General features: G+C 73.2%; 15 protein-coding genes and 1 pseudogene. 11 read left to right on the forward strand and 5 right to left on the reverse strand.

The genetic code is table 11. The features are described 5' to 3' along the window. Positions 1-2 precede the first annotated feature (2 nt). Together IE252_RS10070 and IE252_RS10075 are read left to right on the forward strand one after the other, a co-directional pair. Positions 3-2,216, forward strand: a complete 2,214-nt coding sequence (locus IE252_RS10070) for a serine/threonine-protein kinase (protein ID WP_190089007.1) — start codon at positions 3-5, stop codon at positions 2,214-2,216. Positions 2,217-2,277: 61 nt separating this feature from the next. Further along, entirely contained in the window at positions 2,278-3,837 is a 1,560-nt protein-coding gene (locus IE252_RS10075; protein WP_190089008.1) for a phytoene desaturase family protein, read from the forward strand. 18 nt (positions 3,838-3,855) lie between these two features. Here IE252_RS10075 and IE252_RS10080 read toward each other — a convergent pair. Then, positions 3,856-5,040 (reverse strand): annotated as a pseudogene (locus tag IE252_RS10080) (serine hydrolase domain-containing protein); the annotation flags it as partial. 103 nt (positions 5,041-5,143) lie between these two features. Here IE252_RS10080 and IE252_RS10085 point away from each other — a divergent pair. Both IE252_RS10085 and IE252_RS10090 read left to right on the forward strand, forming a co-directional pair. Continuing rightward, positions 5,144-6,253, forward strand: a complete 1,110-nt coding sequence (locus IE252_RS10085) for an NAD(P)H-dependent flavin oxidoreductase (RefSeq protein ID WP_190089010.1) — start codon at positions 5,144-5,146, stop codon at positions 6,251-6,253. Next, complete coding sequence (locus IE252_RS10090) at positions 6,250-7,809, forward strand: acyl-CoA synthetase (RefSeq protein ID WP_190089011.1); 1,560 nt, start codon at positions 6,250-6,252, stop codon at positions 7,807-7,809. Before IE252_RS10085 ends, IE252_RS10090 begins: the two co-directional genes overlap by 4 nt. Positions 7,810-7,937: 128 nt before the next feature. Here IE252_RS10090 and IE252_RS10095 read toward each other — a convergent pair whose 3' ends face one another. Continuing rightward, on the reverse strand, positions 7,938-10,337 hold the full coding sequence (locus IE252_RS10095) for a penicillin acylase family protein (protein WP_190089407.1): 2,400 nt from the start codon (positions 10,335-10,337) through the stop codon (positions 7,938-7,940). Positions 10,338-10,486: 149 nt separating this feature from the next. Next, entirely contained in the window at positions 10,487-11,788 is a 1,302-nt protein-coding gene (gene paaK / locus IE252_RS10100) for a phenylacetate--CoA ligase PaaK (RefSeq protein ID WP_190089012.1), read from the reverse strand. A gap of 255 nt (positions 11,789-12,043) precedes the next feature. Here paaK and IE252_RS10105 point away from each other — a divergent pair, with 255 nt between their 5' ends. Then, a complete protein-coding gene (locus IE252_RS10105) occupies positions 12,044-12,859 on the forward strand; it encodes an alpha/beta fold hydrolase (protein ID WP_190089013.1) in 816 nt (271 codons plus the stop codon). 2 nt (positions 12,860-12,861) lie between these two features. Here IE252_RS10105 and IE252_RS10110 read toward each other — a convergent pair whose 3' ends face one another. Then, on the reverse strand, positions 12,862-14,490 hold the full coding sequence (locus IE252_RS10110; RefSeq protein WP_190089014.1) for an acyl-CoA synthetase: 1,629 nt from the start codon (positions 14,488-14,490) through the stop codon (positions 12,862-12,864). A 165-nt stretch (positions 14,491-14,655) separates the two neighbouring features. On the opposite strand from IE252_RS10110, the gene IE252_RS10115 reads away from it, so the two are divergent. The 6 genes from IE252_RS10115 (at position 14,656) to IE252_RS10140 (ending at position 19,934) form a co-directional block, all read left to right on the forward strand. Next, a complete protein-coding gene (locus IE252_RS10115) occupies positions 14,656-15,456 on the forward strand; it encodes a crotonase/enoyl-CoA hydratase family protein (protein ID WP_190089015.1) in 801 nt (266 codons plus the stop codon). A gap of 123 nt (positions 15,457-15,579) precedes the next feature. After that, the gene (locus IE252_RS10120) at positions 15,580-16,524 is read left to right on the forward strand and encodes a Zn-ribbon domain-containing OB-fold protein (protein ID WP_190089016.1); all 945 of its coding nucleotides are present in this window, start codon (positions 15,580-15,582) and stop codon (positions 16,522-16,524) included. Further along, entirely contained in the window at positions 16,524-17,579 is a 1,056-nt protein-coding gene (locus IE252_RS10125; RefSeq protein ID WP_190089017.1) for a thiolase family protein, read from the forward strand. Before IE252_RS10120 ends, IE252_RS10125 begins: the two co-directional genes overlap by 1 nt. Then, positions 17,576-18,742: a thiolase family protein gene (locus IE252_RS10130; protein WP_190089018.1), complete on the forward strand. Its 1,167-nt coding sequence runs from the start codon at positions 17,576-17,578 to the stop codon at positions 18,740-18,742. The genes IE252_RS10125 and IE252_RS10130 overlap by 4 nt, the downstream gene beginning before the upstream one ends. 172 nt (positions 18,743-18,914) lie before the next feature. After that, positions 18,915-19,154: a DUF397 domain-containing protein gene (locus tag IE252_RS10135; RefSeq protein WP_101386816.1), complete on the forward strand. Its 240-nt coding sequence runs from the start codon at positions 18,915-18,917 to the stop codon at positions 19,152-19,154. Positions 19,155-19,310: 156 nt separating this feature from the next. Further along, the gene (locus IE252_RS10140; protein ID WP_190089019.1) at positions 19,311-19,934 is read left to right on the forward strand and encodes an ABATE domain-containing protein; all 624 of its coding nucleotides are present in this window, start codon (positions 19,311-19,313) and stop codon (positions 19,932-19,934) included. A 5-nt stretch (positions 19,935-19,939) separates the two neighbouring features. Here the strand turns inward: IE252_RS10140 and IE252_RS10145 are convergent, their stop codons facing one another. Next, positions 19,940-21,001, reverse strand: coding sequence for an isoafricanol synthase (locus IE252_RS10145; RefSeq protein WP_190089020.1), 1,062 nt, complete (start codon positions 20,999-21,001; stop codon positions 19,940-19,942). Positions 21,002-21,110 lie beyond the last annotated feature (109 nt).

The following is a 21,110-nucleotide window of genomic DNA, read 5'->3' on the forward strand; positions in this document are numbered from 1 at the left end:
CGATGGCGGACACCAGGCTGATCCACGGCCGGTACCGGCTGCTGGAGCTGATCGGGCGCGGCGGCATGGGCGAGGTGTGGGCGGCCCGCGACGACTCGCTGGGGCGGCGGGTCGCGGTGAAGTGCCTCAAGCCGATGGGGCTGCAGCACGACCCGGCGTCCGCCCGGGTGCTGCGCGAGCGCTTTCGGCGCGAGGCGCGGGTCGCCGCCGCGCTCCAGCACCGGGGCGTCACGGTCGTCCATGACTTCGGCGAGTTCGAGGGCGTGCTCTACCTCGTCATGGAGCTGCTCGACGGCCGCAATCTGAGCCAGCTCCTCCAGGACGGCAAGGGGCACCCGCTGCCGGTGCCGGACGTCGTGGACATCGCCGAGCAGCTGTCCTCGGCCCTCGCCTACACCCATCAACAGGGCATCGTCCACCGGGACCTGAAGCCCGCCAACATCATGCGGCTGCCGGACGGCACGGTGAAGATCCTGGACTTCGGGATCGCCCGGCTCGGCGCCGACATCGGGTTCACCTCCCGGCTCACCGGCACCGGCATCGCCATGGGCACCCCGCACTACATGTCGCCCGAGCAGATCGGCGGCGCCCCCGTCGACCACCGCAGCGACCTGTACTCGCTGGGGTGCGTGCTGTACGAACTGGCCACCGGGGCGCCGCCGTTCGACCTCGACGACGCCTGGGCGATCCTCGTCGGCCACCGCGACACCGCACCCGAGCCGCCGCGCGCCAATCGTGCCGAACTCCCCGAGTACTTCGAGGAGATCGTGCTCGACCTCCTCGCCAAGGAGCCCGGCGCGCGGCCCCGGGACGCCAGGGAGCTGGTGCGGCGGCTGGCCGGCGGGCGCGGGCCGGTCAGGGGCCCGGTGGCTTCCGCCGTCGTGGCGCCGCCGCCCGTGCGGCCGCGCGGGCTGCCGTCCTGGGCGCGCGGGATGACCACCGGCCACAAGGCGACCGGCTCCACACCCCCGGACCCGGCCCCGCCCGACCCCGACGCCAGCCTCACCGGCGCGTGGACGACCGCCCTGCCGCCCGCCCCGCCCGCCCCCGACCGGCCGCCGCCGCCCCCGCCCGAGCTCCTCGCCGAACTCGACGACCGGCACCGCGAAGGCCTGTGCCTCGGCCGCGCCGGGCGCTGGGCGGAGGCGGGCGAGGTGCACCGCGCGGTCGCCGCCGAACGCGCCCACGCACTGGGCCCGGACCACCCCGACACCCTGGCCAGCCAGTACGAGGTGGCCTTCGCCCTGAGCCGGACCGGGCGCGAGGCGGACGCCCTGCGCGAGTTCGGCATGGTCGCCCAGGCCCGGGCCCGCACGCTCGGACCCGACGACCCGGGCGCGCTCGACGCCCGCCAGGAGACCGCCTACGTCCTGGGCCGCCTCGGGCGCCACTTCGAGGCCCACCAGGTGTACGCCTCGGTGCTCGCCGCCCGCGAGCGCGCCATGGGAGCCGACCACCCGGCGACCCTGCGCTGCCGCCACAACCTCGCCTTCAACCTGGGCCGTCTGGGCCGCCTGGAGGACGCCTACCGCATGGCGCGCGACGTCGCCGCCGACCGGGCGCGCGTGCTCGGCGCGGGGCACTCGGACACCTTGGTGTCCCGGTCCGAAGTCGCCTATGTGCTCGGCCAGTTGGGGCGCTGGGTCGAGGCGCTCCAGCTCTACCGCGAGGTCGCCTCGGCGCGCGCGACCGTGCTCGGGGCCGACCACCCCGACACGCTCGCCACCCGCTACGAGGTCGGCATCGCGCTCGGCCGCCTCGGCCGCAGCGCCGAGGCGCTGGAGCTGTACCGGGTGCTCGTCCGCGACCGCACCCGCGTCGAAGGCCCCGAGGACCCCGAGACCCTGCGCGCCCGCCACGGCCTCGGCGTCAACCTCGGGCGCCTGGCCCGCTGGGAGGAGGCCCTGACCGAGGCCCGTGACGTGTGCGCGCTGCGCGAGCGCGTCCTCGGCCCGGACCACCCCGACACCCTCGTCAGCCGGCGCGAGATCGCCGTCGGGCTCGGCTGGCTCGGGCGGTGGGCGCAGGCCCTGGCGGTCTACCGGCAGGTCGCCGACGCCCGCGAGCGGGTCCTGGGCACCGCCCACCCCGACGCCCTCGCCAGCCGGAACGACGAGGCCCACTGCCTGGAGCGGCTGGGACGCGGCGCCGAGGCCGCGGCCCTGTACCGGCGGGTCGCCGCCCTGCGGCAGCAGGGCGCGCCACGCGGGAGGTAGCGGGCGGCGGATCACCGGCGCCACCCTGGCCGCCGGCGATCCGCGCGTGCTAGGAAGGGCCATGCCCGCACACCAGGTGTACGACACCGTCATCGTCGGCGGCGGCCACAACGGCCTGGTGGCCGCCGCCTACCTCGCCCGCGCCGGCCGGTCGGTGCTGGTCCTGGAGCGCCTCGGCCACACCGGCGGCGCGGCCGTCTCGACCCGCCCCTTCGCGGGCGTCGACGCCCGGCTCTCGCGCTACTCCTACCTCGTCTCGCTGCTGCCGCGGAAGATCGTGGACGACCTGGGGCTGCGCTTCGCCGTCCGCAAGCGGACCGTCTCCTCGTACACGCCGGTGGTACGCGACGGACGCCCCACCGGGCTGCTCGTCGGCGGCGGCGAGGAGCGCACCCGGGCCTCGTTCCGCAGACTGACCGGCTCCGACGCGGCGTACACGGCCTGGGAGGAGTTCTACGGGATGACCCGGCGGGCCGCCGAGCGGATCTTCCCCACGCTGACCGAGCCGCTGCCCACCCGCGCGGACCTGCGCGAGCGCCTGGGCGACGACACCGCGTGGCGGGTGCTGTTCGAGGAGCCGATCGGCGTCGCCGTGGAGGAGCGGTTCGACGACGACCTGGTGCGCGGCGTCGTCCTCACCGACGCCCTGATCGGCACCTTCGCCGACGCCCACGACCCCTCCCTCGCCCAGAACCGCTGCTTCCTCTACCACGTGATCGGCGGCGGCACCGGCGACTGGGACGTGCCGGTGGGCGGCATGGGCGCCTTCACGGACGCGCTCGCGGGCGCCGCGCGGGCGGCCGGCGCGGAGATCGTCATCGGGCACGAGGCGACCGCGCTGCGCACCGACGGCCGCGCGGCCGAGGTCGACTTCCGTACGGAGTTCGGCGAGGGCACGGTCGCGGCCCGGCACGTCCTGGTCAACGCCTCGCCCGAGGCGCTGGCCGCGCTCACCGGCGACCCGGCACCGGAGCCCGCCGAGGGCGCCCAGCTCAAGGTCAACATGCTGCTCACCCGGCTGCCCCGGCTCAAGGACACCTCGGTCGACCCGCGCGAGGCGTTCGCCGGGACCTTCCACATCGGCGAGGGGTACGGGGAGTTGGCGACCGCGTACGCGCAGGCCGCGTCCGGAGTGCTGCCCACCGCGCCGCCCTCCGAGATCTACTGCCACTCGCTGACCGACCCCTCGATCCTCGGCCCGGAGCTGGCGGAGCGCGGCTACCAGACGCTGACGCTGTTCGGGCTGCACACCCCGGCGCGGCTGTTCGCCGGTACCGCCGAAGAACACGACAAGACGCGTGAGGTGCTGCTTGAGGCGACTCTCGCCCAGCTGGACGCGCATCTGGCCGAGCCGCTCGCCGACTGCCTGGCCACCGACGCCGACGGGCGGCCCTGCATCGAGGCGAAGACGCCGCTCGACCTGGAGCGGGAGCTGAGGCTGCCCGGCGGCAACATCTTCCACCGCCCGCTCTCCTTCCCGTACGCGCAGGAGTCCGCGGGCCGCTGGGGCGTGGCGACCGCGCATCCGAACGTCCTGCTGTGCGGGGCGGGCGCGGTCCGGGGCGGCGGGGTCAGCGGCATCCCCGGCCACAACGCGGCGATGGCGGTGCTGGGGAGGTAGGACCGGCCGTCAGTGGGCGATCGCCCGAGCCAGGGCATCGGCCAGGGCCACGCGCGGCGCCGAGCCGGAACGCCAACTCCGCACCGGATGAACGGAGTTGGCGAGGACGACCAGGAACGTCTCGGTGTCCGGGGAGATGACGAGGCTGGTGCCGGTGAAGCCGGTGTGGCCCGCCGTGCGCGGCGAGGCGAGCGCGCCCATGTACCAGCGCTGGTCGAGCTCGAAGCCGAGGCCGTGCGCGTCGCCCGGGAACGCGGCGTTGAAGTCGGTGAAGAGCAGGTCGACGGAGGCGGGGCGCAGGATGCGGGCGGTGCCGTACGCGCCGCCGTTCAGGAGCGTGCGGGCGAGGACCGCGAGGTCCCAGGCGGTCGAGAACACCCCGGCGTGCCCGGCGACCCCGCCGAGCGCGCACGCGTTCTCGTCGTGCACCTCGCCCCACAGCAGCCCCCGGTCCAGCCCCGACCAGGGCTTTCGGGCGTCCTCGGTCGCGGCGATCCCGGGGCGCCAGGAGGCGGGCGGGTTGTAGCGAGTGCGGTGCATCCCGAGTGGAGCAGTGATCTCGTCGTGGAGCAGGGCATCCAGAGTGCGAGCGGTGATCCGTTCCAAGAGCAGCTGAAGCGCCAGAAGATTGAGGTCGGAGTAGCGGTAGGCGCTCCCCGGCGGCCGCTCGGGCCGCTCCTCCCACAGCAGCCTCAGCTTCCCCTCGTACGTGGGCTCCTCGTACAGCGGGAGCCAGGCGCGCAGCCCCGAGGTGTGGGTGAGCAACTGCCGTACGGTGACGGCCTCCTTGCCCGCCGCCGCGAACTCCGGCAGGTACGCGGCCGCCTCGGCCTCCAGCTCCAGCGCGCCCCGCTCGATCTGCCGCACCACGAGGAGCGAGGTGAACAGCTTGGAGACGGAGGCGAGGTCGAAGACCGTGTCCCGGGTCATCGGGATCCGCTGCCCGGGCGGGAGGTCGACGCCGGTGTCCGTCCGCTCGTCGTACGCCGAGTAGCGCACGGCCGCGCCGACGGCGTGGTGCAGCGCCACCGTCGAGCCGCGCCCGGCGAGCACCACCGCGCCCGCGTACCAGGGGTGGACCGGCGACGGCCCCAGGAACCGCTCGGCCACGCCGACCAGCTCGCCCAGCGGCCCCGGCAGCAGCCCGGCCTCCTCGGCGCTGCCGTACCGCAGCACGGCCTCCATGTCGTTGCGCCCGATCATGGCGGCAGCCTAACCGGCCCGGATGCGCCGCCCACGTAAAGAATCTGACGTGGCATCAGAAAATCTCTTCCCTCGTCGTCCGGGCTGCGGCATCCTGCGCCCCATGCAGACGGAGCTGAGCAGAAGACTGGGAGTGGAGCACGCCATCTTCGGCTTCACGCCGTTCCCGGCGGTGGCCGCCGCCATCACCCGGGCCGGCGGGTTCGGCGTGCTCGGCGCGGTCCGCTACACCGCCCCCGACGCCCTCGCGCGCGACCTCGACTGGATGCAGGACCACACCGACGGGCTGCCCTACGGCCTCGACGTCGTCATGCCCGCGCGGAAGGTGGAGGGCGTCACCGAGGCCGACGTCGAGGCGATGATCCCCGAGGGGCACCGGCAGTTCGTGCGCGAGACGCTCGCCAAGCACGGCGTCCCCGAGCTCGCCGAGGGCGAGGCGTCCGGCTGGCGGATCACCGGGTGGATGGAGCAGGTCGCCCGCAACCAGCTCGACGTCGCCTTCGGCTACCCGATCAAACTGCTCGCCAACGCGCTGGGCTCCCCGCCCGCCGACGTCGTCGACCGGGCCCACGCCAACGGGGTCCTGGTCGCGGCCCTCGCGGGCAGCGCCAAGCACGCCCGCCACCACGCCGAGGCGGGCATCGACATCGTCGTCGCCCAGGGGTACGAAGCCGGCGGCCACACCGGCGAGATCGCCTCCATGGTGCTGGTGCCCGAAGTCGTCGACGCGGTCGGACCGCTGCCCGTGCTCGCCGCCGGAGGCATCGGCAGCGGCGCCCAGGTGGCCGCCGGACTCGCCCTCGGCGCCCAGGGCGTCTGGCTCGGCTCCCTCTGGCTCACCACCACCGAGGCCGATCTGCACTCGCGCGCGCTCACCCGCAAGCTCCTCGCCGCGGGCTCCGGCGACACCGTCCGCTCGCGCGCCCTCACCGGCAAGCCCGCCCGCCAGCTGCGCACCGAGTGGACCGACGCCTGGGACGACCCCAGCGGCCCGGGCACCCTGCCCATGCCCCTGCAGGGACTGCTGGTCGCCGAAGCCCTGTCACGGATCCAGAAGTACGAGGTCGCGCCGCTGCTCGGCACGCCGGTCGGCCAGATCGTCGGCCGGATGAACTCCGAACGCAGCGTCCAGGAGGTCTTCGACGACCTCACCCGCGGCTTCGAGCAGGCCGTCGACCGCATCAGCCGCATCGCCCGAAGGAGCGGGTCATGACCCCATCACAGCAGCCGCCCAACGGGTTCTGGGCGCAGGCCGCGGCCGACCCCGACCGGGTGGTGCTCACCGCGCCCGACGGCGAGCGCTGGACGGCGGGGCGGCTGCACGCCGCCGTCAACCAGCTGGTGCACGGGCTGCGCGCGGCCGGACTCGAACAGGGCGACGCGTTCGCCGTCGTCCTGCCCAACGGCGTCGAGTTCTTCACCGCGTATCTGGCCGCGTCCCAGGCCGGGTTCTACCTCGTCCCCGTCAACCACCACCTGGTCGGGCCCGAGATCGCGTGGATCGTCGCCGACTCCGGCGCCAAGGTCCTCATCGCCCACGAGCGGTTCGCGGCCGCGGCGACCGCGGCCGCCGACGAGGCGAAGCTGCCGGGCAGCCACCGGTACGCGGTGGGCGAGGTGGCGGGATTCCGCCCGTACGGCCAACTCCTCGACGGACAGTCCGCGTCCGTGCCCGACGGCCGCACCCTCGGCTGGGTCATGAACTACACCTCGGGCACCACCGGCCGCCCGCGCGGCATCCGGCGCCCGCTCTCCGGCAAGCTCCCCGAGGAGTCCTACCTCGGCGGCTTCCTGGGGATCTTCGGCATCAAGCCGTTCGACGACAACGTCCATCTGGTCTGCTCGCCGCTCTACCACACGGCCGTGCTCCAGTTCGCGGGCGCGTCCCTGCACATCGGGCACCCGCTGGTCCTGATGGACAAGTGGACGCCCGAGGAGATGCTGCGCCTGATCGACGCATACTGCTGCACCCATACGCACATGGTGCCGACCCAGTTCCACCGGCTCCTCGCACTGCCCGAGGAGGTCAGGGCGCGGTACGACGTGGGCTCGCTGCGGCACGCCATCCACGGCGCGGCCCCCTGCCCCGACCACGTGAAGCGGGCGATGATCGAGTGGTGGGGGAGCTGCGTGGAGGAGTACTACGCGGCGAGCGAGGGCGGCGGGGCGTTCGCCACCGCCGAGGACTGGCTCAAGAAGCCGGGCACGGTCGGCCGGGCGTGGCCCATCAGCGAACTCGCCGTCTTCGACGACGACGGCGAGCGGCTGCCCCCGGGCCAGTTGGGCACCGTCTACATGAAGATGTCGACGGGCGGCTTCAGTTACCACAAGGACGAGACCAAGACGCGGAAGAACCGCATCGGGGACTTCTTCACCGTGGGCGACCTCGGCTACCTCGACGAGGACGGCTACCTCTTCCTGCGCGACCGCAAGATCGACATGATCATCTCGGGCGGGGTCAACATCTACCCGGCCGAGATCGAGGCCGCGCTCCTCACCCACCCGGCCGTCGCCGACGCCGCCGCGTTCGGCATCCCGCACGCGGACTGGGGCGAGGAGGTGAAGGCGGTCGTCGAGGCGGCGCCCGGGCACGAGCCGGGCGACGCGCTCGCCACCGACATCCTCGCCCACTGCGGGGAACACCTCGCGGGCTACAAGCGCCCCAAGTCCGTCGACTTCATCGCGACCATGCCGCGCGACCCCAACGGCAAGCTCTACAAGCGGCGGCTGCGCGAGCCGTACTGGGAGGGCCACGAGCGGGCGATGTGAGCGATCCTTCGCGGTGATGCCGCGGCCCACGTCACATCCGGCGACTGTCACGCGCGGCGGCCCCGGACGCGGTCGTGTACCCGCTCACCTCCGTGCGCGGCCCGCCCCGACGGCGGGCCGCGCGGACGTCAGCGGTGCTCGCGCACCTTCACGACCCGCAGGTCGGGCGAGGAGCGGATGTCCCGCTCGCAGAAGCGCGAGGTGGCCCAGCGCTGCTGAGAGTAGAGCTGCGTCTGGTCGCTGTAGTGCGGGGAGAGGACGTTCTCCGACTGGGAGTACGTCAGGAGGGTGCGGGCGACGGGGCACTTGCCGCCGTCCCAGCCGACCGCCTGGATGTGGCTGGATCCGGTGGATATCTCGGCGTAGCCGCGGGCCGGGTCCCAGATCCCCTCCACCTTGTTCCAGATGCCGAGGGCCTCCGTCCCGCCGGAGACGGGCAGACGCTTGCCGTTGCGCACCACGTACTGGTGGTCGCCCAGCGCCGAGTCGAGCGGGATACCCGCCGCGCGCAGCTCGCCCACCGCGTCGGCGAGTGCCCGGGCGACGCCGGGCGAGGCGGTGTTGAGGGTGTTCGGCGTGCGCACGGGGTCGGCGGCGGAGAACGGCACCTTCCACAGCTCGGCCGCCGGAACCACCGCTGTCACCTTGCGCCAGTAGCGGTCGAAGAGCAGCGCGCCCCGGCTCCTGGCGTCGACCGTACGGTGCCAGCCGGCCAGCACCGCGCACGCCCCGGAGACGTCGACGGCCTTGCCGGTGCTGTCCGTCGCGGTGCCGCCCGGCAGCGCGGCGCAGGCCTTGGCCGTGTCGGCCGCCGCCAGGCTCCCGGCGGGCGCCCGGTCGGCGAACTCCTGGCGCTGGAGGTCGGCGACGGTGAGCCGGCCCTTCGCGGCCATCGCCGAGACGTCCTCGACGGCGCCACGCGTGCGCAGCGAGCGCGCGGTGGCGAGGGTGCCGAAGATCCGCTCGTAACCGGTCAGCGGGTGCTCGGCGTTGGTCAGCCAGGCGCTGTCGTTGGAGTTCTCGGCGTACGCGGCGTCCTTGAGCAGCGGCATCCGGGCGGGCCCGAAGACCCCGGCCTGGACCGCGTCCGGGTCCGAGCCGAGGGCGCAGTCGCCGCGCGAACCGTCCAGGACGGCCACCCCCGACGCCGGGTAGAGCGCCTTGCCCAGCGGGGTCGAGCAGCGCGCGGCCAGCTCGTCGGTGATCCGGGGGAGCACCTGCGACTGCGTGAACAGGGAGTGCCCCCGGGAGTCGGCGGCCACGGTGTTCACCCAGGGCAGGCCCTGGGTGCGGCGCAGCGACGTGAGGACGTCGTCGGTGCCGCGCGCCTTGGAGAAGCCCAGCGAGGTGTCGGCGGCGCGCAGATTGAGGGCGTTGGGGTCGTTCAGCGCGAACGCCGTGGTCCTGGACCAGGGCAGCGGCATCGAGGGGCCGAGTGCGGTGACCACCGGCCCGTACCGCGTCCACCACTGGGTGCGCGTCACCGGCGCGCCGCCCTTCACCGGGACCGTCACCGTGCGCCGGGTCATGCGCTCCGAAGTGCCGTCCACGAGGTACGCCGTCGGGTCGGCCGGGTCGAGGGTCAGCTGGTGGAGGTTGAGCGTGACGCCGGTGGCGACGGTGTGGCTCCAGGCCACCTTGTCGTTGAAGCCGATGCTCATGGTCGGCGTGCCGAGCAGGGCCGCGCCCGACACGTTGAGCTCGCCGGGGATGGTCTGCTGCATCTGCCAGAAGCGGCGGCCGCCGTGCCACGGGTAGTGCGGGTTGCCGAGCAGCAGACCGCGTCCGTTGGCCGTGGCGGCGCCGCTGAACGCGACGGCGTTGGAGCCCATGTCGGCCTGGTCGGCGGCGAACAGCCGCTCGGCCGCCTTCGCGCTGCCGGCGGGGTCGGGCGCGGTGGGCGTGGAGGCGGTGGTGGGCGGTTGTGCGGCGGTGATGCCGTCGGTGACGCGGCCCTGCCCGCCGAGCACGGATATCGCGAAGGCGCGCGCGGCCACGTCGACGACGGTCACCGGGCGCACCCAGGCCGCGCCTTGGCAGGCGGGGTCGGTGACGCGGTGCTGCTTCAGCCAGGCGTTGTAACCCGCCGCCCAGCCGCGCATCAGCTCCTTCGACTGGCGGCTCGGCCCGGCGGGCGCGGGGGTGGCCAGGAGCTTCTCGACCGTGCCCGAGTCGCGTACCGAAGTGAAGTACAGGTCGCTGGAGAGGTTCTTGGTGGCGGCGGAGAGCGAGCCGTCGGGAGTCGCGTCCGGGCCGAACCACTTCGACCGCTCCCCGCGCAGCGTGACGAACCCGTCGGCGAGGGTGCACACCTGGTCGGCCGCCTGGGCGTATCCGGTGCCGAAGCCGAGGTCGGCGTAGTCCTCGGCGAGGATGTGCGGAATGCCGTACTCGGTGTACCGGATGACGGCGGACAGGCCGCCCCCGGAGGGGTGGTGCTCGCGGTCGCCGGACGCGGCCGAGGCCGTCGGGGACAGCGACGCCGAGGCGGTCAGCAGGGCGATGCCGAGCAGGGCGAGGCGCCTGATCGGGGTACGGGCTCGGGTGCGGGCGGCGGTGCGGGTGCCGGTGCGGAGAGCCAATGTTCCTCCCAACTCAGTGGGTGACACAGGTGGTTGCTCATGGCACACGAAGTGCCGCCAGCCACTCAGTCACCCCGACGCACGCCTGTCAACACTCACACCCCGCCCACCGGCCCCCGCCGCAGATCCACGATCCGTTTGAACTTGCCCACCGACCGCTCGATGGTCTCGGGGGCGACGACCTCCACCGCCACCGAGACCCCGATGCCGTCCTTCACCGCCGCGACGATCGACCGCGCGGCCGCGTCACGCTGCTCGGGTGGAGTGTCGGCGCGCGCCTCCACCCTTACCGTCAGCGCGTCCAGCCTGCCCTCCTTGGTGAGCCGCAGCTGGAAGTGCGGGGCGAGGCCGGGTGTGCGCAGCACGATCTCCTCGATCTGGGTGGGGAACAGGTTCACCCCGCGCAGGATCACCAGGTCGTCGCTGCGGCCGGTCACCTTCTCCATCCGCCGGAAGACCCGCGCCGTGCCCGGCAGCAGCCGGGTCAGATCCCGCGTCCGGTACCGGATCACGGGCATGGCCTCCTTGGTGAGCGAGGTGAAGACCAGCTCGCCCCGCTCGCCCTCGGGCAGCACCTCGCCGGTGAGCGGGTCGACGACCTCCGGATAGAAGTGGTCCTCCCAGATGTGCAGCCCGTCCTTGGTCTCCACGCACTCCTGCGCCACACCGGGCCCGATGACCTCCGAGAGCCCGTATATGTCGACCGCGTCGATGGCGAAGCGCTCCTCGATCTCGCGGCGCATCTCCTCCGTCCACGGCTCGGCGCCGAAGATCCCGACCTTCAGCGAGGTGGAGCGGGGGTCGACGCCCTGCCGCTCGAACTCGTCGAGGAGGGTCAGCATGTACGAGGGGGTCACCATGATGATCTCGGGCCGGAAGTCCTGGATCAGCTGGACCTGGCGGGCCGTCATGCCGCCGGACGCCGGGATCACCGTACAGCCGAGCCGCTCCGCCCCGTAGTGCGCGCCCAGGCCGCCCGTGAACAGCCCGTATCCGTACGCCACATGCACCTTGTGGCCCGGGCGGCCGCCCGCCGCGCGGATCGAGCGGGCCACCACGTCCGCCCAGGTGTCCAGGTCGCGCTCGGTGTAGCCGACCACCGTCGGGCGGCCGGTGGTCCCGCTGGAGGCGTGGATGCGGCGGACCTCGGCGTCGGGGACCGCGAACATCCCGAACGGGTAGTGGTCGCGCAGATCCGCCTTGGTGGTGAACGGGAAGCGGGCGAGGTCCGCGAGCGAACGGCAGTCCTGTGGCCGGATCCCCGCCTTGTCGAACGCCTCCCGGTAGAAGCCCACGTTGTCGTACGCATGGCGCAGCGAAGCTCTCAGCCGGTCGAGCTGGAGCGCCTCCAGCTCCGCCCGGCTCAGCCGTTCCGCCGCGTCCAGCAGGGGTTCCATGGGCCGCTCCCGTCCTCGCCGTCTTGCCGGTCGTCACTCCGCCCGAAATCGGACGACCGATCATTCGGTAGATCTGCTCGGGTTCAGTAATCCAGCCACCCAACCGCACCGTCAAGGCCTGTGGACAACGCTCTTCACCGAGCCGTCCGCGTTCCCGTCCGCGCCGCCGACCGCGTAGCCCTCCCCTCCCGCCGCCGTTCGCGCTGTCGGCGAAATCCCTTGGCCCGCTCACCACGGCCTGTGAGGATCACCGGCATGCCGAAGTTCACCGAGTACGACGGGACCGCACTCGTCCACCGCCCGACGGGGGCGTCGAAGCCACCGGCCATGGCCGATCCGTACGACGGCGACTTCGCCCGTATGGTCGCCGCCTTCCTCGCACCCGGCGTCCACAACGTACGGACCGCCTCCGGCAACCGGCTCGCCTACCGCACCTGGGGCGACGCCTCAGCACCGCCCGTCGTGCTCGCGCACGGGCGCGGCGGCTCCGGCGCGCACTGGACGGAGGTGGCCGAGCGGCTCGCCGCGACGCGTCGGGTGTACGCGGTCGACCTGCGCGGCCACGGCCTCAGCGACTGGCCCGGCCGCTACTCGTTCGAGGGCTTCCGCGACGACCTGCGCGGCTTGATCGACGCGCTCGGCCTGGCCGGTGCCGACCTGGTCGGCCACTCCATGGGCGGCGGGGCCGCGCTGCTGCTCGCCCAGGACGCGCCCGAGCTGATCGGGCGGCTGGTCCTGGAGGAGGCGCCCACGTTCGTACCGATGGATCCGGCGCGCGGATTCATGGCGCGGCCCGACGAGGAGCTCGCCTTCGACTGGCCGGTGGTCGCCGACACCAACGCCCAGCTCAACGCGCCCGACCCGGCCTGGCGCGAGCGGCTCGCCGGGCTCGCCGTGCCGACCCTGCTGGTCGCGGGCGGCGCGGCGAGCGAGATCATGGACCAGGCGGGCATCGCCGAGATGGCCGCCCGCATCCCCGGCTCCCGTCTCGTCACCATCGACGCAGGCCACTCGGTCCACACGGTCCGGCCGGACGAATTTGTGGCGGCCCTGATGGAGTTCGGGTTCTGAGGTCACCCGGCGGGGGAGTCGGCCCCCGCCGCCACCGCCCGCGCCCACCGGTAGTCCGCCTTGCCGCTCGGTGAGCGCTGGATGCTCGGGGCGATCACCAGCTGGCGCGGCACCTTGTACCCCGCGAGCCGGGTGCGGCAGTGGCTCTGGATGTCGTCGAGGGTCGGCTCCTCGGCACCCTCGCGCAGCTGCACCACGGCCGCCACGTGGTTGCCCCAAGTGGTGTCCGGCACCCCGGCGACCAGCGCGTCGTACACGTCCGGGTGCGACTTGAGCGCCTGCTCTACCTCCTCCGGATACACCTTCTCGCCCCCGGTGTTGATGCACTGCGAGCCCCGCCCCAGGACCGTGACGATGCCGTCCTCGTCGACCGTGGCCATGTCACCGAGCAGCACCCAGCGCTCGTCGCCCCGCTGGAAGAACGTCTCGGCGGTCTTCGCCGGGTCGTTGTAGTAGCCGAGCGGCACATGGCCGCGCTGCGCGATCCGGCCGGGCTCACCGGGCTTCACCGGCTCGTGCGTGGCCGGGTCGACCACCGCCGTACGGGAGTTGACACGCAGCCGGAAGCCCTTGTCGGGGCCGGAGTCGTCGGTGGCGGTGCCGTTGAAGCCGGACTCGGACGAGCCGAAGTTGTTGAGCAGCAGCGCGGTCGGCACCAGCGCGCTGAACTGGGCGCGGACCGTCTCGGACATGATCGCGCCGGAGGACGAGACGCTGAACATCGACGAGCAGTCGGTGCCCTTCATCGGGCCGCTCAGCGCGTCGATGAGCGGGCGCAGCATCGCGTCGCCGACGAGCGACATGCTGGTGACCTTCTCCTTCTCCACCGTCCGCAGGACCTCCTCGGGCGCGAACTTGCGGTGGATGACGACGCGCTGGCCGAAGTTGAAGCCGATGAACGCGGTGAGCGTGGAGGTGCCGTGCATCAGCGGGGGAGTGGGGAAGAAGGTGATGCCCTCGCCGCCCGCCGCGACCCGCTCGGCCAGCTCCTCGGGGCGAGCGACCGGCTCGCCCGTGGGTGCGCCGCCGCCGAGCCCGGAGAAGAACAGGTCCTCCTGGCGCCACATCACGCCCTTGGGCATGCCGGTGGTGCCGCCGGTGTAGATGATGAAGAGGTCGTCGGGCGAGCGGGGTGCGAACCCCCGCCCCTCGGACCCGGCCGCCTCGGCCTCGGCGAACGGCACCGCGTCCAGTGCGGGCGCGCCCTCGGGCGGTTCCCCGACCCGTACGAGGTGGCGCAGCTTCTCGGTGTGCGGCAGCGCGCCCGCCACGCGCTCGGTGAACTCCGCGTCGAAGACCAGCGCCGCCAGATCGGCGTCCCGGTAGAGGTAGACCAACTCGTCTTCCACATAGCGGTAGTTGACGTTGACCGGGACGATCCGCGCCTTGAGGCAGCCGAGCACGGTCTGGAGGTATTCGACGCCGTTGTACAGATGCAGGCCCAGGTGCTCGCCCGGCCCGATGCCGTTGTTGATGAGGTGGTGTGCGATCCGGTTGGCGGCTGCGTCGAGATGCGCGTACGTCAGTCGGCGCTCCGCCCCCGTGCCCGGGTGGTCGAGGTAGACCAGTGCCTCGCGGTCGGGGACCACGTCGACGACCGACTCGAACAGGTCGGCAAGGTTGTACTCCACCGCTCCTCCTGACCCCGGCGCCATCCGTGTGGCCGTCATCAGAGCAGAGCCGACCACAACTGTGAAGGGGCCCCGGCGAAAGAATCTGACTGACTGTCAGAAAACTATTGAACTGCGCCCCCGGCTCCTGCAACCTGTTCCAGTCCGACGACGGGAGGCATGGGCATGGGTGGCACCGAACACCTCACCGTGCGGCGCGAGGGCGCCACACTCGTACTGACGCTCAACCGGCCGGAGACCAGGAACGCGCTCTCGCTGTCGATGCTGGTCGGCCTCTACGACGGCTGGCTGGAGGCCGACGCCGACGACGCGGTCCGCTCAGTCGTCCTCACCGGCGCCGGCGGTGCGTTCTGCGCGGGCATGGACCTCAAGGCCCTGGCGGGCAAGGGGATGGAGGGCGAGCGGTACCGGGACCGCCTCAAGGCCGACCCGGATCTGCACTGGAAGGCGATGCTGCGCCACCACCGCCCCCGCAAACCCGTGATCGCGGCCGTCGAGGGCCCCTGTGTGGCGGGCGGCACCGAGATCCTCCAGGGCACCGACATCCGGGTGGCGGGCGAGAGCGCCACCTTCGGGCTCTTCGAGGTCCGGCGCGGGCTCTTCCCGATCGGCGGCTCGACCGTCCGGCTCCAGCGCCAGGTCCCGCGCACCCACGCCCTGGAGATGTTGCTCACCGGGCGGGCCTACAGCGCGGCCGAGGCGCGGGACATCGGGCTCGTCGGGCGGGTCGTGCCCGACGGCACCGCGCTGGAGCAGGCGCTCGCCCTCGCCGAGCAGATCAACGCCTGCGGTCCGCTCGCCGTCGAGGCGGTCAAGGCCTCGGTGTACGAGACCGCCGAGATGACCGAGACCGAGGGGCTCGCCGCCGAGCTGAAGCGCGGCTGGCCGGTCTTCGACACCACCGACGCCAAGGAAGGCGCCCGCGCCTTCGCCGAGAAGCGCCCGCCCGTCTACCGGCGCGCTTGACGCTCCGCTGGAAGTGCGGTGATTCGACTGCGGGCCGTCGGTGGCTGGTCGCGCAGTTCCCCGCGCCCCTGGAGGGGCGCGGCCCCGGAGCTCCAAGTCGACGCACTCGAGAAGGAATTACCGATGCCCGAAGTCCTCAGCGCCCCCCTGGTGGTCGAGTTCCCGTTCACCCGCTCGCTCGGCCCGGTCCAGAGCGCTTTCCTCACCGGGCTGCGCGAGCGGACCGTCCTCGGTGTGCGGACCTCCGACGGCCGGACGCTCGTGCCGCCCGTCGAGTACGACCCCGCCACCGCCGAGGAGCTCCGCGACCTCGTCGAGGTCGCCGCCACCGGCACCGTCACCACCTGGGCCTGGAACCCGTCCCCGCGCCGGGGGCAGCCGCTGGAACGCCCCTTCGCCTGGGTCCTGGTGCGGCTCGACGGCGCCGACACCGCACTGCTGCACGCCCTGGACGCGCCGGGCCCCGACGCCGTGCGGACCGGGATGCGGGTGCGCGTGCGGTGGGCGCCGGAACGCGCCGGCGCGATCACCGACATCGCGTGCTTCGAACCGTACGAGAGCGAGTCAGCGGGCGAACCCTCCCCGCACACGGGCGAGTTCAACGCCCCCGTCACCGGGATCGTCGCCCCGGCCCGGCTCGACTACACCTACAGCCCGGGCCGCGCCCAGGCCGGATACATCGAGGCCCTGGCCGACCACCGGACCGTCGGCGAGCGCTGCCCGGTGTGCCGCAAGGTGTACGTGCCGCCGCGCGGGGCCTGCCCCACCTGCGGGGTCGCCACCGACGAGCGGGTGGAGGTGGGTCCGGCCGGGACCGTCACCACGTACTGCATCGTCAACATCAAGGCGAAGAACCTCGACATCGAAGTGCCCTACGTCTACGCGCACATCGCCCTCGACGGCGCCGACCTCGCCCTGCACGGCCGGATCGGCGGCATCCCCTACGACCAGGTGCGGATGGGGCTGCGGGTCGAGCCGGTGTGGACCGAAGGCGGGCGTCACCCCGACCACTACCGGCCCACCGGCGAGCCCGACGCCGACTACGACACGTACAAGGAGCTGATCTGATGCGCCCCGCACGGGATGTGGCCGTCGTCGCCTTCGCGCAGACCGACCACCGGCGCCGCACGGACGAGCTCTCCGAGGTCGAGATGCTGATGCCGGTGCTGCACGAGGTACTGGACCGGACCGGGCTGAAGACCAGCGACATCGGCTTCACCTGCTCGGGCTCCTCCGACTACCTCGCGGGCCGCGCCTTCTCCTTCACCATGGCCCTCGACGGTGTGGGCGCCTGGCCGCCGATCGCCGAGTCGCACGTCGAGATGGACGGCGCCTGGGCGCTCTACGAGGCCTGGGTGAAGATCCTCACAGGCGAGGCCGACACCGCGCTCGTCTACTCGTACGGCAAGTCCTCGCCCGGCGAGGTCCGTGACGTACTGACGCGCCAGCTCGACCCGTACTACCTGGCGCCCCTGTGGCCCGACTCCGTCGCGCTGGCCGCGCTCCAGGCGCAGGCCCTGATCGACGCGGGCGACACCGACGAGCCCGCGCTCGCCGCGATCGCGGCGAGCAGCCGGGACTCCGCCACCGCCAACCCCCATGCCCAGGTGCGCGGTTCACGGCCGCAGGGCGACTACCTCGTACGCCCGCTGCGCACCGGCGACTGCCCGCCGGTCGGGGACGGGGCCGCCGCCGTGATCCTCGCCGCCGGGGACACCGTGCGCGGGCTGTGCGAGCGGCCCGCCTGGATCCGGGGCATGGACCACCGCATCGAGGCGCACGGCCTGGGCGTGCGCGACCTCACCGACTCACCGTCGGCCCGGCTCGCCGCCGAGCGCGCGGGCGCCTTCGAGCGGCCCGTCGACACCGCCGAACTGCACGCCCCCTTCAGCTCGCAGGAAGTGGTGCTGCGCAAGGCGCTGCGGCTGGACGATTCGGTACGGGTCAACCCGTCCGGGGGAGCGCTGGCCGCCAACCCCGTGATGGCCGCAGGGCTCATCCGCATCGGTGAGGCGGCCGCCGCCATCCACCGGGGCGAGTCCGACCGGGTGCTGGCCCACGCCACCTCGGGGCCGTGCCTCCAGCAGAACCTCGTCGCCGTCCTGGAGGGGGAGCCGTCGTGAGCAAGGAACCCGTGGCCGTCGTCGGGATCGGCCAGACCAAGCACGTCGCCGCCCGACACGACGTGTCGATCGCCGGACTGGTCCGCGAGGCCGCCCAACGCGCCCTGGATGACGCCACGTTGACATGGGCGGACATCGACGCGGTCGTCATCGGCAAAGCCCCCGACTTCTTCGAGGGGCTGATGATGCCGGAGCTGTACCTCGCCGATGCCCTCGGCGCGGTCGGCAAGCCCATGCTGCGCGTGCACACGGCGGGCTCGGTCGGCGGCTCGACCGCGCTGGTCGCCGCCAACCTGGTGGCCGCCCGGGTCCACGGCACGGTCCTGACCCTGGCCTTCGAGAAGCAGTCCGAGTCCAACGCCATGTGGGGACTGTCGCTGCCCATCCCCTTCCAGCAGCCGCTGCTCGCCGGGGCGGGCGGCTTCTTCGCGCCGCACGTGCGCGCGTACATGCGGCGCACCGGCGCCCCCGACACGGTGGGCTCGCTCGTCGCCTACAAGGACCGGCGCAACGCGCTCCTCAACCCGTACGCGCATCTGCACGAGCGGGACATCACCCTGGAGAAGGTGCAGGCGTCCCCGATGCTCTGGGACCCGATCCGCTACTCGGAGACGTGCCCGTCCTCCGATGGAGCGTGCGCGATGGTCCTCACCGACCGGGCGGGCGCGGCCCGTTCGCCGCATCCGCCCGCCTGGGTGCACGGCGGCGCGATGCGCAGCGAGCCCACGCTCTTCGCGGGCAAGGACTTCGTCTCGCCCCGCGCGGGCAAGGACTGCGCCGCCGACGTCTACCGGCAGGCCGGGATCGCCGACCCGCGCCGCGAGATCGACGCCGTCGAGATGTACGTGCCGTTCTCCTGGTACGAGCCCATGTGGCTGGAGAACCTGGGGTTCGCGGCGGAGGGCGAGGGCTGGAAGCTCACCGAGTCGGGCGTCACCGAGCTCGACGGGGACCTCCCGGTGAACCCGTCGGGCGGGGTGCTCTCCACCAACCCCATCGGCGCCTCCGGCATGATCCGCTTCGCCGAGGCGGCCCTCCAGGTGCGGGGCCGGGCCGGCGAGCACCAGGTGGAGGGGGCCCGCAGGGCGCTCGGGCACGCCTACGGCGGCGGCTCGCAGTTCTTCTCCATGTGGCTGGTCGGGTCCGAGCCGCCGAGCCGCTAGGGCCTGTCCGGCGGATCCGGCCGGCCTCGCAGGGGGCACGGGCGGCCGGTCGCCGGGGCCGTACGGGCCCTCGCCGGGGGCGGGTCGCGGTACTCCTTCCGTGGCCTGTCCGGGACCGGACGCGATCGCTAGTCTGGCCCCCGGACGACAGGGAACCGGGAGGAGCAGGGACGTGGCCGAGAGCACCACCCAGCAGACCCTTGTGGGCTGGGACAAGCCGGATCTCGATCTCAGCAAGGCCGACTGGAGGTCGAGCAGCCAAGGAACGGGAGACGTCCAGATCGCGTTCGTCGAGGGGTTCATCGCGATGCGCAACGGAGGCCGCCCGGGCAGCCCCTCGCTGATCTTCAGCCCGGCAGAGTGGCGCGCCTTCGTGCTGAACGCGCGCGACGGGGAGTTCGACCTCACCTGAGGGACCGGCCGGACGGAGTCGCCCCGGCCGACCGCGAGCGTCCGCGCACCCGCCCGGCCCACCGGCCGGGCGGGGCCCGAGCGCGGAGCACCCGCGCCCCGGGCTCCCGGACACCGTCCCGGTCTAACGCTTGCCGCCGTGGCTACCATTAGCCGCATGGCCGACCACTCCCTCGTACTCGCTCTCGCCCTCACCGTCCGGCACGACGGCCAGGGCGGGGTCGCCGACGACCTGGGCGGACCGGAGGGGCTGACCGCGTGGGTGCGCGAGCACGCGGCGGCACTGGAGTCGGATGCGGGCGTGGATGGCTTCGCGGCCGACGCCTTCACCGCCGACGAGGAGGCCCTCGCGGCGGTGCGCGCCCTGCGGGCCGCCGTGCGCGCCCTCTTCGCCCGCGCGGTACGACCCGACCCGCCGAGCCCCGCCGACGCCCAGCGGCTGCTCCCCGTCGGGATGGCCCTGGAGGTGCTGAACTCGGCCGCGGCAGCCGTCCCCACCGTGCCCCACCTGGAATGGTCCGAGGGCCGCGACCCGTACGCCGTCCACCGCGGCACCGGCGCCCCCGACGCCGTCACCGCGCTCTGCGCCGCGCTCGCCCGCGCCGCCGTCGGCTTCCTGGCCGGGCCCGACCGGGAGAAGCTGCGGGCCTGCCACGCGCCCCGGTGCGTGCGGTACTTCCTCAAGGAGCACCCGCGCCAGGAGTGGTGCAGGCCCTCCTGCGGCAACCGCGCCCGGGTCGCCCGCCACCAGCGGCGCCACCAGCTCCACGACGGGTCCTAGCCGCGTCAGGCCTCCAGCGCGTCCGTCTCCTCGAAGAGGTGCGCCCAGGGGCGCTGGCCCCGGCCCGCGGCCTCGATGCCCGTCTTGCCGTACCGGGCCGTCGTGCGCGACCACGCCAGGTTGCCGCTCATCAGCGCCCGCATGCCCGCCACATAGTCGTCGACCTGGGCGCGCAACTGGCTGGATACCCCGGCGAACGCGAGCTCCTCGGTCAGCTGCACCGCCAGCGTCTGGAAGCGCTCCACCCGGGAGTTGGCCAGCCGGGCGACGTCGCGGACGGCCCGGTCCACCGAGAGCCCGGCCCCCTTGTGCAGGATGATCACGCTGTTGTTGACGTCCCCGGCGGCCAGCTCCTTGTCCACCGACACGATGTCGTTGACGAAGATCACCACATCGGCGGTGATCCAGCGCATCTCGGCCAGCGGGCTGCCGCGGTGCAGCTCGTCGGGGAGCGTGTACCGGCCGCACCGCTCGACGAGATCCAGACAGGGCTGTACGCCGATGGAGTCGCGGCGGCCGCGCAGGAACCCGGGCAGCGACGGCGGCCCGGTGCGGGTGCGGTTGATGGCCTCCCAGTGATAGGCCGTCAGATAGTCCCGCCAGTGGTCGCGGAAGCGCTCCTGCCAAAGGAGCGGGGTGCCGTCGCCCAGCCGCTTCCACAACTCCGCGAGCGTGCCCGCGAGATGGTTGGTCGGATCGCCCGGCGCCGGGCCCCGGTCGCTCATCGTGCGCAGCATGATGTCGATCTGCCGGGCCACCGCGTCCGGCTGCCGGCCGATCGGGCCGTCGAACTGGTCGTCGAAGACGAAGAACCAGGCGTTGAGGTCGGTCGCCAGCGCGAGGTCCGAGTCCGTGGCGTCCGGGTAGAAGTACGCCATCAGGCGTTCGAGCCCCATCGCGTCGTACTCGTCCGTGGCGTTCTGGCCCGAGAGCATCCCGAACCGGTGAAGCCAGTCGAGCGTGTGCTGACGTGCCGCCGCGTGGCGCGGATGACAGCGGGCGCGGAACGGGATGTCGATGAGCTCCGTGCGGTCCTCCGACGGCGGTGAGCCTGCTGGGGACGACATCGCTCCGCCTCCTCTGCGCCGAAGGGTGAGCAGCCTTGGGCGGAGCTGCTGTCCGGAAAGCTCATAGTGCGCCCGTGGCCGGAACCGCACAAGCGGCGTGTGGGCCGGT

Source organism: Streptomyces melanogenes (genome assembly GCF_014649795.1).
Classification (GTDB): Bacteria; Actinomycetota; Actinomycetes; order Streptomycetales; family Streptomycetaceae; genus Streptomyces; species Streptomyces noboritoensis.

Excerpts from the sequence above, each read along its gene's own strand:
- IE252_RS10105 (WP_190089013.1), top strand. The coding sequence starts at position 12,044 with ATGCCGAAGTTCACCGAGTACGACGGGACCGCACTCGTCCACCGCCCG.
- IE252_RS10140 (WP_190089019.1), top strand. The coding sequence starts at position 19,311 with ATGGCCGACCACTCCCTCGTACTCGCTCTCGCCCTCACCGTCCGGCAC.
- paaK (WP_190089012.1), bottom strand. The coding sequence starts at position 11,788 with ATGGAACCCCTGCTGGACGCGGCGGAACGGCTGAGCCGGGCGGAGCTG.
- IE252_RS10145 (WP_190089020.1), bottom strand. The coding sequence starts at position 21,001 with ATGTCGTCCCCAGCAGGCTCACCGCCGTCGGAGGACCGCACGGAGCTC.
- IE252_RS10070 (WP_190089007.1), top strand. The coding sequence starts at position 3 with ATGGCGGACACCAGGCTGATCCACGGCCGGTACCGGCTGCTGGAGCTG.
- IE252_RS10125 (WP_190089017.1), top strand. The coding sequence starts at position 16,524 with ATGCGCCCCGCACGGGATGTGGCCGTCGTCGCCTTCGCGCAGACCGAC.
- IE252_RS10120 (WP_190089016.1), top strand. The coding sequence starts at position 15,580 with ATGCCCGAAGTCCTCAGCGCCCCCCTGGTGGTCGAGTTCCCGTTCACC.
- IE252_RS10090 (WP_190089011.1), top strand. The coding sequence starts at position 6,250 with ATGACCCCATCACAGCAGCCGCCCAACGGGTTCTGGGCGCAGGCCGCG.
- IE252_RS10085 (WP_190089010.1), top strand. The coding sequence starts at position 5,144 with ATGCAGACGGAGCTGAGCAGAAGACTGGGAGTGGAGCACGCCATCTTC.
- IE252_RS10075 (WP_190089008.1), top strand. The coding sequence starts at position 2,278 with ATGCCCGCACACCAGGTGTACGACACCGTCATCGTCGGCGGCGGCCAC.
- IE252_RS10115 (WP_190089015.1), top strand. The coding sequence starts at position 14,656 with ATGGGTGGCACCGAACACCTCACCGTGCGGCGCGAGGGCGCCACACTC.